The sequence below is a fragment of the Planctobacterium sp. AWM4_229 genome, assembly GCF_056160305.1.
The window spans coordinates 212,071-225,859 of sequence record NZ_JBSWWX010000002.1; the positions used below are offsets into that span (position 1 = coordinate 212,071).

At 46.2% G+C, this 13,789-nt stretch carries 12 protein-coding genes and 1 tRNA gene; 11 read left to right on the forward strand and 2 right to left on the reverse strand.

Annotated elements, in window-relative coordinates:
* Positions 1-105: 105 nt before the first annotated feature.
* The 5 genes from purE (at position 106) to ACXAGP_RS04070 (ending at position 3,633) form a co-directional block, all read left to right on the forward strand.
* A complete protein-coding gene (purE, locus tag ACXAGP_RS04050; protein ID WP_475259706.1) occupies positions 106-597 on the forward strand; it encodes a 5-(carboxyamino)imidazole ribonucleotide mutase in 492 nt (163 codons plus the stop codon).
* Positions 594-1,727, forward strand: coding sequence for a 5-(carboxyamino)imidazole ribonucleotide synthase (locus ACXAGP_RS04055; protein ID WP_475259708.1), 1,134 nt, complete (start codon positions 594-596; stop codon positions 1,725-1,727). The genes purE and ACXAGP_RS04055 overlap by 4 nt, the downstream gene beginning before the upstream one ends.
* Before the next feature lie 114 nt (positions 1,728-1,841).
* Positions 1,842-1,917 (forward strand) — tRNA-Thr (locus ACXAGP_RS04060).
* 208 nt (positions 1,918-2,125) lie between these two features.
* Positions 2,126-2,530: a VOC family protein gene (locus ACXAGP_RS04065; protein WP_475259709.1), complete on the forward strand. Its 405-nt coding sequence runs from the start codon at positions 2,126-2,128 to the stop codon at positions 2,528-2,530.
* 83 nt (positions 2,531-2,613) lie between these two features.
* A complete protein-coding gene (locus tag ACXAGP_RS04070) occupies positions 2,614-3,633 on the forward strand; it encodes a sodium:calcium antiporter (protein ID WP_475259711.1) in 1,020 nt (339 codons plus the stop codon).
* Between the two features lie 30 nt (positions 3,634-3,663).
* Here the strand turns inward: ACXAGP_RS04070 and ACXAGP_RS04075 are convergent, their stop codons facing one another.
* Positions 3,664-3,984 (reverse strand): Mpo1-like protein, encoded by a 321-nt coding sequence (locus tag ACXAGP_RS04075; RefSeq protein WP_475259712.1) that lies wholly within the window; start codon positions 3,982-3,984, stop codon positions 3,664-3,666.
* 196 nt (positions 3,985-4,180) lie between these two features.
* On the opposite strand from ACXAGP_RS04075, the gene trxA reads away from it, so the two are divergent.
* From trxA to ACXAGP_RS04105, 6 genes are all read left to right on the forward strand, one after another.
* The gene (gene trxA, locus ACXAGP_RS04080) at positions 4,181-5,038 is read left to right on the forward strand and encodes a thioredoxin (RefSeq protein ID WP_475259713.1); all 858 of its coding nucleotides are present in this window, start codon (positions 4,181-4,183) and stop codon (positions 5,036-5,038) included.
* A gap of 191 nt (positions 5,039-5,229) precedes the next feature.
* A complete protein-coding gene (locus ACXAGP_RS04085) occupies positions 5,230-5,925 on the forward strand; it encodes a spondin domain-containing protein (RefSeq protein WP_475259714.1) in 696 nt (231 codons plus the stop codon).
* 9 nt (positions 5,926-5,934) lie between these two features.
* On the forward strand, positions 5,935-6,660 hold the full coding sequence (locus ACXAGP_RS04090; RefSeq protein ID WP_475259715.1) for a spondin domain-containing protein: 726 nt from the start codon (positions 5,935-5,937) through the stop codon (positions 6,658-6,660).
* 63 nt (positions 6,661-6,723) lie between these two features.
* On the forward strand, positions 6,724-7,452 hold the full coding sequence (locus tag ACXAGP_RS04095; RefSeq protein WP_475259717.1) for a winged helix-turn-helix domain-containing protein: 729 nt from the start codon (positions 6,724-6,726) through the stop codon (positions 7,450-7,452).
* Positions 7,449-8,930 carry a sensor histidine kinase gene (locus tag ACXAGP_RS04100; protein ID WP_475259718.1) on the forward strand — a complete coding sequence of 494 codons (1,482 nt, stop codon included), beginning with the start codon at positions 7,449-7,451 and terminating at the stop codon, positions 8,928-8,930. The genes ACXAGP_RS04095 and ACXAGP_RS04100 overlap by 4 nt, the downstream gene beginning before the upstream one ends.
* 278 nt (positions 8,931-9,208) lie before the next feature.
* Positions 9,209-10,384 carry a response regulator gene (locus ACXAGP_RS04105; protein WP_475259720.1) on the forward strand — a complete coding sequence of 392 codons (1,176 nt, stop codon included), beginning with the start codon at positions 9,209-9,211 and terminating at the stop codon, positions 10,382-10,384.
* Here the strand turns inward: ACXAGP_RS04105 and ACXAGP_RS04110 are convergent.
* On the reverse strand, positions 10,376-13,789 hold the full coding sequence (locus tag ACXAGP_RS04110) for a PAS domain S-box protein (RefSeq protein WP_475259721.1): 3,414 nt from the start codon (positions 13,787-13,789) through the stop codon (positions 10,376-10,378). The genes ACXAGP_RS04105 and ACXAGP_RS04110 overlap by 9 nt on opposite strands.

A 13,789-nucleotide genomic window follows, 5' to 3' on the forward strand; every position in this document is an offset into this window, starting at 1 on the left:
AGATCACCGGGTATTTGCGGGAATTATTTAAGTGGATTGCTAGTTTAAACATGGCGTTGTGAGGTATCATGCGCATTTTTTCCAACAGGCAAAACCGAGGTATTCATGGCAAAAGTCGCGATTGTGATGGGCTCAAAATCTGATTGGCCAACCATGCAAAAAGCAGCGTTAATGTTAAGGGATTTAGGGGTGGATTTCGACGCCAAGGTAGTATCGGCGCATCGCACCCCCAACTTATTGACCGAATTTGCCGAAGGTGCCGCAGACCAAGGCATTGAAGTGATAATTGCCGGCGCTGGCGGTGCTGCGCATCTTCCCGGTATGATTGCCGCGCATACTCATTTACCCGTGTTGGGCGTACCCGTGCGCTCATCGCAACTCAGTGGTTTGGACTCATTGCTATCCATAGTTCAAATGCCAAAAGGTGTTGCTGTGGGGACCCTGGCCATTGGTGAAGCGGGCGCCGCCAATGCCGGATTATTGGCCGCGCAAATGCTGGCAAACCAAGATGAAGCGCTAAGAAAACGCGTGATTAACTTCAGAGAAACACAAACAGCCACCGTGCTGGAACAAGGTGAGCTGGAGTTACCTGAATGAAGGCGCTCGTCTATGGCGGTGGGCAGCTAGCCCGAATGATGTACTTGGCTGGATGTCCATTGGGTATCCATGTCAGAGCCGTCGATGTCAACAAAGATCAGGTTATCAACCCCATCAGTAAAACACCTGCCAAAGTTTCATTAGCCGAAGCTGTAGATGATGCTGATGTGATCACTGTTGAGTTCGAACACGTTCCAGAGCACTTGCTTAAACTCGCTGATGAAACAGGCAAACTCAAACCCGGTATCACCGCTATTCGCGCCGGTGCTGATCGCGTTAAAGAAAAGAATTTATTGGCCAGTCTGGACATCCCCACCAGTGAATTCCGCGTTATGAGCAATGTCAGTGAATTGCCAGAAATCGTTGAGCAGTTGGGAACACCACTGGTACTTAAAGCCAGTCGCGATGGTTACGATGGTTACGGTCAATGGCGCTTAAAAGACAAATCCGACATTAGCGAATTGAGCCTGACACTATCCAAGCTGGATTTGCACACTGTACCGATAATCGTGGAAAAGATGATCAACTTCTCCAGAGAAGTCTCACTTGTGGGCGTTCGCTCACAAACAGGTGAATTTGCATTTTATCCCTTGGTGGAAAATCACCATCACGAGGGTCAGTTGCACCTGACTATCGCTCCGGCGCCTCAAATCACTGAGAGTCTGCAGGCTCAGGCCGAAACTATTTTCAAAAAGCTCGCAGAAGATCTGGACTATGTGGGCGTGTTAGCAGTGGAATTTTTCCAGGTTGAGGACCAACTTCTGGTAAATGAAATTGCCCCACGAGTGCACAATTCGGGTCACTGGACCATGCAGGGTGCTGATACCTGTCAGTTTGAAAACCACCTGCGGGCGGTTTGCGGCTTACCACTGGGCTCAACCGAACTACGCTCAGCAACTGCCATGGTGAACATTATTGGCTGCGGTAGTTTCAGCAGAGACATGCTGGCGATTCCCGGCTGCCATATTCACTGGTACGGCAAAACCGCACGTGCTAAACGCAAACTGGGGCATTTTAACGTCAGCGCGGCAGATAAAGCCACGTTAGCGAGTCGATTACTGGAACTGCAAAAACATCTTCCAGAAGAGAGCTTTCCGCTACTCAAATCTCTGGCAGAGAAACTGCAATAGTAAAACTGCAATTATTAATCAATTAAGTACGTGATTGTGCTTGACAAAATAAAGGGCGCCGCTAAAATGGCGCCCGCTTCGATGTTCTGCATCACAGCGAAAAGGTTTTAGTGTGCCGACTTAGCTCAGTTGGTAGAGCAACTGACTTGTAATCAGTAGGTCGCCAGTTCGACTCCGGCAGTCGGCACCATTCCTTCTCTTCTCCAGATTTCCAATTATTCAAAATATCAATGTTAATTAAGACGTCGAACTGAACAGTTCGATTATTCGTATCATCTCTGCTACTTCAAATTCCAACGTCAAACAAATAAGTTTTATCTATTCATCCCTGCACGAGCTTCTTAATTCAGGCTTTATAGGCTAAATTAATAGTCATCTATATAGATTGGTTAGGTCTGATGCTGGAAATCACTGCCATTGATCATATCGTACTTAGAACCTCAAAACTCCAGCAGATGCTGGACTTTTACTGCAATGTACTAGGCTGCACTGTCGAGAGAGAACCCCCTCCAGAAAACGGTTTAGTTCAGTTACGAGCCGGAAATGCTTTGATTGACCTGGTGACTGTGGAGAGTGAATTGGGCAAGCTTGGCGGTGAGGCACCATCGGCAACGGGCAACAACATGGACCATTTTTGCCTGCAGCTCAGTCCCATATCCGATGCAGATATCAAATTGCATCTGGCAAACTTTGGTATCACCGAAGGAGACTTCGAACAACGCTATGGAGCGCAGGGGTTTGGCAATTCCATTTACATCAAAGATCCGCAAGGCAATACAGTAGAGTTACGCTTGATGGTTTAAGAGTGAGTTCACCGGGTCTGATAGCAATGAAAAACAATCATCTTTGTGTATAAAATAACCCGTGTAAACTCAAAAAGAGAATAATGATGTCTCCTCTCCTGTTAAGTTGTTTACTGTTTATCTCTGCCGCTTTTGTCATGGTGTTAGCAGGCGTTAAGTTAGTAAAACAAGCCGATACTCTGGCCGACCAAACTGGCATGGGGGAAGCGCTATTTGGTATCGTATTTTTGGCCGGTATCACCTCACTACCAGACTTTGCCTCAACATTGAGTGCCGCACTGGATAGTCGGGCAGATTTAGCCATCAGCAATATTATGGGGAGCATGGTGCTTAACCTCGCCTTTTTGGGGGTAGCAGACATTCTCTATCGCAAGGCCAATCTGGAGCACGCTGCCGCGTCTCCCGTGAATCTGATGCTTGCCGGTTTACTGATTGCGTTGTTAACCCTGCCTATGTTTGCTGTATTTATACCATTGATAGACGGCTTTAACATGCACCCTGTTACGCCAATAATCATTATTGCTTATCTCTTTGGGTTGCATCTGGTACAAAAAACCCAAAAACGTCCCATGTGGTTTCCTCGCAAAACTCACCAGACAGTAACCGATGATATATCACCGAATGAGGGGCAAAATACGGCGCGACTCTGGTTTTCATTTCTCAGTCTTGCACTCATTACTGCTGTAGCCGGTTGGGTATTGATGGGAGCCGCTAAAGAGATTACGGACCAGACCGGGCTACCTGATACCTTAGTGGGCGGGATGTTTACAGCACTGGTAACATCACTGCCCGAATTAGTGACCACCATCGCCGCGATTCGAATTGGTGCACTCACACTGGCGGTAAGTAATATATTTGGAACTAACTGTTTTAATATACTGGTGGTGGCCGCCGCCGATGCGGGCTATACCGATGGCAGTATCTACCACGCAATGGACCCATTACAAATGGCATGGGGCCTGGTAGCGATACTCATGTCAGCAATTCTCTTATTGGGCATGGTTTTACGGGAAAAGTACGGTATCGGCCGAATCGGCTTTGAAAGTGCCCTGATGCTCGGGGTTTATGTTATCGCTGTTATTTTAATCACTAGCAATGTGTAAGGATACTAAGGGAACTTAACTCCTTTCCCCTTAAAACTTGATTTTGCCGGTCAAAATATCCTTGTACATCACCCAATCTCCCAACAAGCTATAAAACGGATAAGTGAAGGTGGCAGGGCGATTATGCTCGAAGAAAAAGTGCCCTACCCAAGCAAAGCCATAACCGATGACAGGTAATAACCAAAGCAACATCCAATTACTTGTCAATATTGCTGCGGCGATACAAACCAGCACCAATGTTGAGCCAACAAAGTGCAAGCGTCGACAAGTTTGATTGGCATGCTCAGAAAGATAAAAAGGATAGAATTCAGCAAAAGAGGCAAACTGTTTTGGCGGTGTAACGTCAGACATAGCGCTCACTCATTTAGCGTTGGAATATGCTTAACTTAGCACAATATAAATAAAACTCTGTCAATCAGGTGACAATTGAACTTGTGTTGCACCGGACAGCCCATACATATACCCAAACTACCTCAAGATGCCTGCTTCAGAGTATCTTGAGGTGGTTTGGGTATAATTAGCAATTCAGATAGTTTAAGGAATTCCTGTGGAACAAGTTACCAGTAATATCGTACATATGACACCTGATAACTTTCAGCAGATCGTGCTGGAAGAATCTCAACAACGTCTGGTGATGATCGATTTTTGGGCTGATTGGTGCGAGCCGTGTAAATCTCTGATGCCCATACTGGAAAAGATCGCTGCGGAGTATCCTCAAGATTTATTATTGGCCAAGGTAAACTGTGATGAACAGCAAGCCATCTCCATGCAGTTTGGCGTACGCAATCTACCTACCGTGATCCTTGTGAAAGATGGCCAACCCATTGATGGCTTTGCGGGTGCTCAGCCAGAGGGAGAAATACGCACTCTATTGGAAAAGCACCTACCGAAAGTAGAAGACGGTCTGCTTACCAATGCTGGTGAATTGATGGCGGAAGGCAAATACGATGAGGCCTTTCCACTACTTAAAACCGCATTCGAAACCGCGCCAGACAGAACCGATATCAAATTTGCGCTTATCGATACCCAATTAGAACTAGGTCGCTTAGCACAAGCTAAAGAGCTACTGGAAAGTGTCATGCTGGTAGATCAAGACGCTGACTACCAAACTTTGAAAGGCAAACTGGAACTGGCAGAAAAAGCGTCTCAATCGCCAGAAATTTTAGCCTTAGAAGAAATCGTGGAGAAAAATCCAGAGGATCTGCAAGCCAAGGTCGATCTCGCCGTGCAATACCAGCAAAACAATCGCCAGGAAGAAGGTCTGGCATTACTGCTAAAAGTACTGCAACGAGATATTAACTTTGGCGAAGCTAAAAAGCTGATGATCGACACCATCAATGCACTACCTGAAGGCGACAGCCTCGCTGCCACTTACCGCCGCAAGCTCTACGCCATGCTGTATTAGTGAATTAAACGAGTGACTATCGCGCGCGCATTCATTGCATGCATGATGGTCACTCCCACTTCACTGCTTTCAAATTTTCTCTATTGAATTGGTACCTATTCGTACCAAATCGTAAAACTTTCGTGATACTTTTGGGATAAATGGCTCCCATACTTTTTCTCGTGTTGTAAATTAACGATTCGAGGAAAACCATGAAACTACGCACTCCCTTATTAGCCTCAGCAATGCTGGCTACAGCTTCTGCAAACGCGGCAGAACTCACCATTGAATTTCAAAGCCTGACCCAAGGCATTTATTACACGCCAATACTGGTGTCTGCCCACCCGGCGACAGCATCCTTGTTCGAAACTGGCGAAGCCGCTTCAGCTGAATTACAAATGATGGCCGAAGGGGGTGATGTCAGTGGTCTTGCAAGTATTGTAGCCAGTGTTAATGGCAATAGCGCAGAGATACAAGCAGAGCTTACCGCTCCCGGTGCCAGCCGCACTTTTATGTTGAGCACAGACACAGATAATACCGTATTGTCGTTAACCGCCATGCTTTTACCCACAAACGATGCCTTTGTGGGTTTGGATAATTGGACCATTCCCGAACAAGCAGGCACCTACACGGTTTATCTCAACGCCTACGATGCGGGTACGGAAGCTAATGATGAGATCCGTGGTGGCGGTGCACCCGGTGTAGCCGGCATGCCGGTGCCTCCACCTCTCGAAGACCTGATTGGCACTGGCGGCACCGGTGTCACGACGGAAGAAGCCAACACAACAGTACACATTCACAGAGGGAATCTGGGCGACAGCATGCAAGATGCGGGGATTAGCGACATCAATAGCAGTGTCCAGCGCTGGTTGAACCCAGTGGCTAAGCTAACTGTAACTGTACAGTAGGTGACCGCCATGAAAAATAACAGCACAAAAACTGCCAGACACCTGGCCTTGTTATTGGCCACAACCCTGGTGCTTTCCGCCTGTAGTGATGATGACGATCACGTTGCGGAAGAACCAGTCGTGACACCACCAGCCCCGGTTGTCAGCAGTTATGACATTACCATAACCAACCTGACGAGTGCCCAACCCCTCTCTCCTGTTGCTGTAGTTTTGCACGCTGAAGGACGACTTTGGACTTTGGGCGAAACCGCCTCTGAAGAGTTGGAATATCTTGCCGAAGGCGGCGATAACAGCTTTTTACTGGCACTTCCTGTTGTTTCGGCCGGTGAGAGTGGTTTGGCACCCATAGGTCCGGGAGGATCTGAAACTATTTCTATCAGTATTGAAGACAACGACATGCCGCTGCTATCTGTCGTCACCATGTTAGTGAACAGCAATGATGCCTTTACGGGGATCAACGCTCAGAGCCTTGCACAACTAGCTGTGGGAGAGAGCTGGAGCAGCACAACGCTGGCTTATGACTCAGGAACTGAAGCTAACTCGGAAGCAATGGGCACGATCCCCGGTCCTGTGGATATGGGCGTTGGATTTGATGCCGCCAGAGATGATGTGGATTTTGTTGCCATGCACCCTGGTATCGTCTCTATCGATGATGGTTTAAGCACATCGGTATTGAACAAACTTCATGGCTTTGACAATCCAATCGCCAAAATACAGGTTACTCGCACTGAGTAATGACAGCCAGCGCAATGTCTACTGCAGTGGACATTGCGCTTAATTGAACCATTTGATGAGCCCATGACAAATAGAATACTTATCGTTGAGGATGATCTCGACATCGCTGACTTAATAAGGGTTAACCTGGCGGAATCAGGTGCCGAATTAAGACACTGTGCCGATGGCGAAAAAGCGTTAAATATTGCCCGCTCGGAACCATGGGACTTGTTAATTTTAGATGTCATGCTGCCCTCACTCAGTGGCTTAGATATATGCCGCATCATTCGTCAGGAAAACCCCGCTCAAGCCATATTGATGCTCACTTCCAAAGATTCCGAAACCGACAGAGTACTGGGACTAGAGCTGGGTGCAGATGACTATATGAGCAAACCCTTTAGTGTCCGAGAGCTACAAGCCAGAGTGCGGGCGCAGTTACGCAAAGTCAGTCTGGTACAGCAGCTTGCAGAACAATCGACACAACAAGCAGAAGAAAACAATCTGGTGACAGGACAATTGAGCATTGATCACAAGTCGCGGCAAGCTTGGCTCAATCAGCTCCCTTTAGACCTGACGGCCACCGAGTTCGATTTACTCTGGTATCTGGCCAAACACCCGAATCAGGTGTTTAGCCGGGCGCAATTATTAGAGTCCGTTTGGGGCTATTCCCATAATGGTTATGAGCATACCGTCAATTCTCATATCAATCGTTTAAGGGCCAAAATAGAACAAGACGCCGCCTCACCCACTATAGTGCAAACAGTTTGGGGGGTCGGTTACAAGTTTAATCCCGAAGGGGTGGGTCTGGCGTGAAGTTGTGTTTTTATCAGCGCCTGTCACTGGCAACCATTAGTGTATTTTTGTTGATCACCAGTATCTTTCTTTGGTGGTCAGATAAAATGCAGGCCACCATCAGCCACCAGGCCGAACAGCAACTGCACCTCAATCTGGCAAAACATCTGGTAGAAGACAACCCGCTGTTAAAAGAAGGCGTCTTTGACTATCAGGCTTTGAGCAATCTCTTTCATACCTTGATGGTGATGGGGCCAAACTTTGAATTTTATTACCTGGATCACGAGGGAAATATTCTTACGGATAATGCCAAACCCGGCAAAGTGAAACTCACTCGTATCGATCTCGCGCCCATTCAACAGCTTATGGACTTGCCCAAATCATTGCCAGTTTACGGTAGCGACCCTAAAAACCCGGAAAAACAGAAAATCTTCTCGGTGGCACCAGTTTATAAAGATCAGGCGCTACAGGGTTACCTATATGTCATTTTAGGTGGCGAGCAATACGATACCATTGTCAGTAAACTCAGCCACGACCGCAACTTCGCCCAGTATACCTTGTTAGGCGTCAGTACTCTGGTGATGTTTCTGGTACTGATGGTGATCTTATTTGCTTGGCTTACCAAACCCATGAAAAAGCTCACTCTTGCCATGGAATCAGTGCGCGCCGCCGATTACGATTTAACGCGTTCAGGATACAGCCCAATGCCATGGAATCGAGACAGCATCGACGAAATACAAAAACTGGGATGTGCCTTCAATGACATGGTGTCCCACATACAAGGGCAGTTTGAAGTATTGCAGGAACTGGACAATCGCCGGCGTACTTTACTGGCCGACTTATCCCATGACTTGCGAACCCCCCTGGCCAATTTGCAAGGCTATATTGAAACCCTGGCTTTAAATCAGCAAACCCTGAGCGATGAAGATAAAGCGCGTTTTATTCAAATTTCGTTAAATAATGCTCAAAACCTTAAACAGCTAATCGATCAGATATTTGAGCTGGCCTACATTGAATCAGGCCAGGTAACTGTAAACAAAGAAACCTTTCCGGTAGCCGAGCTTATCCATGATGTGGTCGCCAAATTTTCCCTTAAAGCGCAGGATAAGATGGTACAACTCAGTGTCAGTCCAGACAGCAAAAATGCCATGGTGTCTGCCGATATTGGCAAACTGGAACGGGTGTTAACCAATCTGATTGAAAACGCCATCCGCCATACCCCAAATGGCGGCCATGTTACCTTAAGTATTCAGCCGCAAGCCGATGGCATTGCAGTCTCTGTAACGGATTCAGGCGTAGGTATCCCGGAAACGGAATTAAACGCGATTTTTGATGCCCGTTATCAAGCCAGTAATAGCCAAAAGGACAGAGGCATACACGCAGGACTAGGACTGGCCATCTGCAAAAAGCTTATGGAACTCAACAGTGCTACAATGCAAGTCACGAGTGTATTGGGTAAAGGTACCTGTTTTAGCTTTGTTTTACCTTCAGCAGGATAACGGCGGTCGCAATAACAGAAAGCGACACCAGGAAACAAATTAGAAATAATTTGCGTCACCCGTCAACAAACACCAGGCAACCACAATTAAATGTATCTCGTCCCTCATTTTTGGGGTTAATTGCCAAAACAGTCGCAAAAGTCATTCCCGTAAGAGTGCGGCTCCCTCTCGGGCAATCTTCAGAAAAGTTCGAGAAACAAAATATCAAGCAATTGGGCAGTAATATCAAAACATGGATTCAAAAATGCAATTTTCACCTTGAGTTTTAAGGAGACTGCATGAGTTATAACAGCAATAGTGAATTGATCCGTATCTTGATTGTCGATGATGAACCAGCTGCCGCACGGATGATGCAAGCGGCACTAAGTGTGAATTACGATTGCAGAACGGTTTGCGATCCTTTGGCCGCAATGGATGAAGCCGCGCAATTTGCCCCCCATGTCATTGTTTTAGACATCCACATGCCAGCAATGGATGGCTATCAGCTGTGTAAACAATTAAAACAGAAAGAATCCACTGAACAGCCAGTCATTCTTTTTATCTCCGGCTATAACACTCTGGAAAAGCGCCTCCAGGCTTTCGATGTGGGTGGCGATGATTTTATCGCCAAGCCTTTTGAGGTCATTGAACTGCAACGAAAAGTGAGTCGTCTTAGCGAATTTGTTGTACAGCGCAAGCAGAATCAAAACTTGCAAATAACTGAAAAAGTGGCCGCTGAATCCATGAAGCTAGCAGCGGAATACGGCAATGTTATGGCCTGTTTCAAAAGTATGTTTTATGTGAACAGTATTTCCGAACTGGCCGATACCTTCTTCAACGCCATGGAACGATTTGGCTTGAAAAGTAGTCTGATGATAAACGACGAAGAGCGACACTTCTTTGATTATCAACACGATCGCATCAGTCCCATTGAACATAGCGTCTATGAAAAACTGCACAACCAGGGGAGATTATATCAGTTTGGAAAACGCATGATCGTCAACGACCTTCACTTGTCCTTTATCGTCAAAAATATGCCTGAAGATGAAGCAGATGCTGGCCATATACGCGATTATTGCGCAGCACTTATCGAAGGTTTATCAGCGCGTTATATCGCCATTAAAAAACAAGCAGCGTTGAGCAACGTAGTAGACAAGCTCAATGACTCAATCAGTATTTTAGAGGCAGGATTGCACCTACATGCTCAATCTGGTCAAAATATCCTGAACAACATTTCAGAAAAACTGACCGCCAGTTTTCACATCCTGGATTTAAATGAGGCACAAGAGCAACACTTAACAGATATAATTGAAAAGGAGCTAAGTGGCTTTGACCAATTCAAGGAGCTGTTTTCTCAACTAAACAACGTGTTGCAGAATTTACGGGATGAAGCTGGTATTGCCAATGCCATCGGCGCAGTGCCTTTTCAAGACAATAGCGATGCAAACTCAGACAGTGATGTTGAATTATTCTAACCCATTCTCAAGTGCTGCACTGATGGCATTCAACAACTTCTCGGGCGTAAAAGGCTTGTTCAGTAGGGCATTGAGCAAGCTTTCATCCATCTCGGGTATCAGTTGAGTATCCAGATAGCCGCTCATCATCAGGATTTTGGTCTTGGGGTAATTCTGCTGGACAAATTTGGCCAACTTAAAACCATCCATCTCAGGCATCACCACATCACTTAACATCAAATCAAAGGTATCGTGCTTCAGCGTGTTAAGGGCATCTTTTCCAGAATTCACTAACGTGACATCAATTCCTTCACTAGCAAGAATTGCTCCGATAACGTCGGTTAATCCGGTTTCATCGTCTACCACCAGAATCTTTGTTTTGGCGTCCAGCCTGGATACCGGCGCTTTATCAGCTTGAGGAAGTTTTTTAAGCGATTGTGTATTGATGGGGAACTTCATCAAAAACCGCGTGCCATCCGCGCTAGTCTGCAAATCGATAGTTCCTCCAGAGCGCTTCACGAAACCATACACCTGACTCAATCCAAGTCCGGTCCCCTTATCTCCTTTAGTGGAAAAGAAGGGTTCAAAAACTCTATCCTGAATTTCCTGAGGAATACCCGGCCCGTTATCACTCACCTCACAAACAATACAAGAGATAATATCGCTACCATCCGCCAAGACGATGCCATCCTCGCGATAGGTTGCAATTTGGATGATGCCGCTATCCGCCAACGCCTGATTGGCATTGATCACCAAATTCAATAGTGCATCCTCAAAATCACTGACATCAACAGCGACAATATGCTTGCCCTCGCTGAGCTCCAGGTTTAATGCAACACCGGGAGTTAACGATTTTTCCAGAATAACCTTGTTATCAATGATCAGAGTATTTAAATCAGCACTTGTTGTAGTGCCACTGCCTTTTTTGGAAAATGTCAGCAGTTTTCCTGTCAGGTTAGTCGCCCTGTCACCGGCTTTTCTGATCTCTGATAACGCATTTTTATCGGTTTCATTGAGTTCACTATTAAGCAACAACAAGTCACAATAGCCCAACATGATGCTCAAAATGTTGTTGAAGTCGTGGGCGATGCCTCCCGTCAATTTACCCAAAGCATCCATTTTAACCGCGCGATTGAGCTGGCGTTCTTTGTCTTTTAATACGGATAAATCCACACAGTTGCCAATAAAGCGCCTCACACCATTGGGCTGCAAGGGCAATTCACTGATAGACAGGTACATGGCAAATAGCGAACCATCCGCTTTGAGCCCCTGTACCTCGCGACCAGAGCCGATAATGCGCTTCTTTCCTGTATTGAGATAACGCTGGATAAACCCGTCGTGATGTTTAGCAATGCTTTGCGGCATCAACATATTCACATTGCGCCCTATCACAGCACTTGCCTGGTGACCAAACTTTTCTTCAGCAGCCTGATTGAACGAGAGTATTTCACCTTTTTCATCTATGGTGATCACGGGTTCCACCATAGAGCGCAATACTTCGTCTTTCTCCGCATCTTTTAGACATATGTTGCGGATCATCTCCTGAATTTGCGTCACATCCGACACCAAAGATGCAAAGCGCATTTGGCTATATCCGCCACTCACCTTAAAGCTGGTCCATTCAGTCAGCACCGTGCCAGAAGCCAGTTCGAAAGGTAAGGCGCCAGACTCGTTCTTTTCACCATCGATAACATTGCCAAGATGAGCTTTCAATTTCCCCACGTCGCGGCAGTTCAATACCTGCAACAATGAACGACCCAATGTTCGCTCTGCAGACTCTGCAAATAGTTTTTCCGCAGCCAGGTTCCAAAAGGTGATCTGATAGTTCTCATCCCACTCAATGATGGGAGTGGGTGAATTGCTAACAAAAGATTGAAGATGTTGCTTAGAGCCCAATAATTCCTGTCGGTTGCGCACCTCTTCACTGATATCAAGCATGATACACGCCAGAAAAATATCTGATGAAGTGTGACTGGCCACCGGAAACAAAGTTATCGAAAAGCAGTAATGGCGCTTGTCAATGAGCAAATTCAACTCTTCTCTTTTAAACATTCGCCCATGACGAATACCGTCTTCACGCACCAACAAGTGCTCTCTCAACACGGCGGGCAAATGACTGTCTGATGCGTTGTAATTAAAATTGTCCGGGTTTTCGCCAAATAGTTTTTGCGCATGCTCATTGCGAAACTGCAACTCCCCCCGGCTTTCAAACACCATGACAGGCCCTGGAATATTTTCCAGAATGGCACTCAACTTTTGCTCGTTTTCCTGAATTTTGGCCTGTAATTCGTACTCCTTTTGCTGTTCCTGGATCAGGATGATTTTTTCTCCGCCAGGCCCGTGCTCTTGTCCCAGCTCAGAAACCGTAACCGCGACTCGCAGTGCTGCACGTTGCTGATGCAGAAAACCTCTAATAAATTCTCGATTACTTGCCAAAGTGGGTTGCCAACACGACTCTCCGCTCACTTGTCGGGTAATCTTAAAGCACTCTGAAAATCCACTGCCTGGCAGTACTTCAGCTTGCTCAGCCAACCAATCCGCCCGGTTATTACAACTAAGAATAGTGTTGTTCCTGTCTACAATGACGGCGGCTGTCGCCATATTTTCAAATACCGCAGCGAAGTATTCCTTTTGTTTTAGCGTCTCAAGACGACTGTCTTTGATTTGTTCAATAAGACGATTGGCTTCATTGGAGAGCTGACTTATTTCATCGTTGCCATATTGCTCAAGCGGGGTATTGGACTTGCCTGTAGCATAATCACGCAATGACAGTGTCAGATTAGTCAAACGCGACTGAATAGCGCGATTGAACAATACCAGTATCACCAGTGCAGCAGCGAGCATCACCACCATCTGAATCAAAAAATGACGTAATGAACTATAAGTAATTTGTGCTTTGCGTTGTGATAAGTCTGCGAGCAATAACAGCCTGTAATCCTGCTTTACAAAATTAAAGCGAGAAAACTCAATCGGCGCCATTAATATCAGTAAATTGTCACTTTCGCGAAAGTGAGTAAACAGGGCCTGTTGGTTTTGACGTGAAGCTTTCAATGCGCCTAACAGCATCTCAGTATTGAGGTCTTCGAGCATCGTTTGCTGGTCACTATCGCGGAATCTTGCGTCGGTGGAAATTTTTATCTTATCGTTTTTATCCAGTAATACTATGTGAGTAATGTTTTCATCGGTATTCAACAACAAAAGCAGCTTTCGGACTTCTTCTTCTACCCCATCTATCACCAGGTACTCGATGGCATCCTGGGTGAGTAAAAATTTGTCGCGGATGCTCTCAATACTGGATTGCATCTCCTCGTTGACCCGCTCTTGTTGGGTGAAAACTTGTAACACCAACAACTGCACAACGACGGATGTCAGCAGGATAATCAGAACCTGTTTAACAACCGTCAATCTCGATAGTAGTTTCAGCAT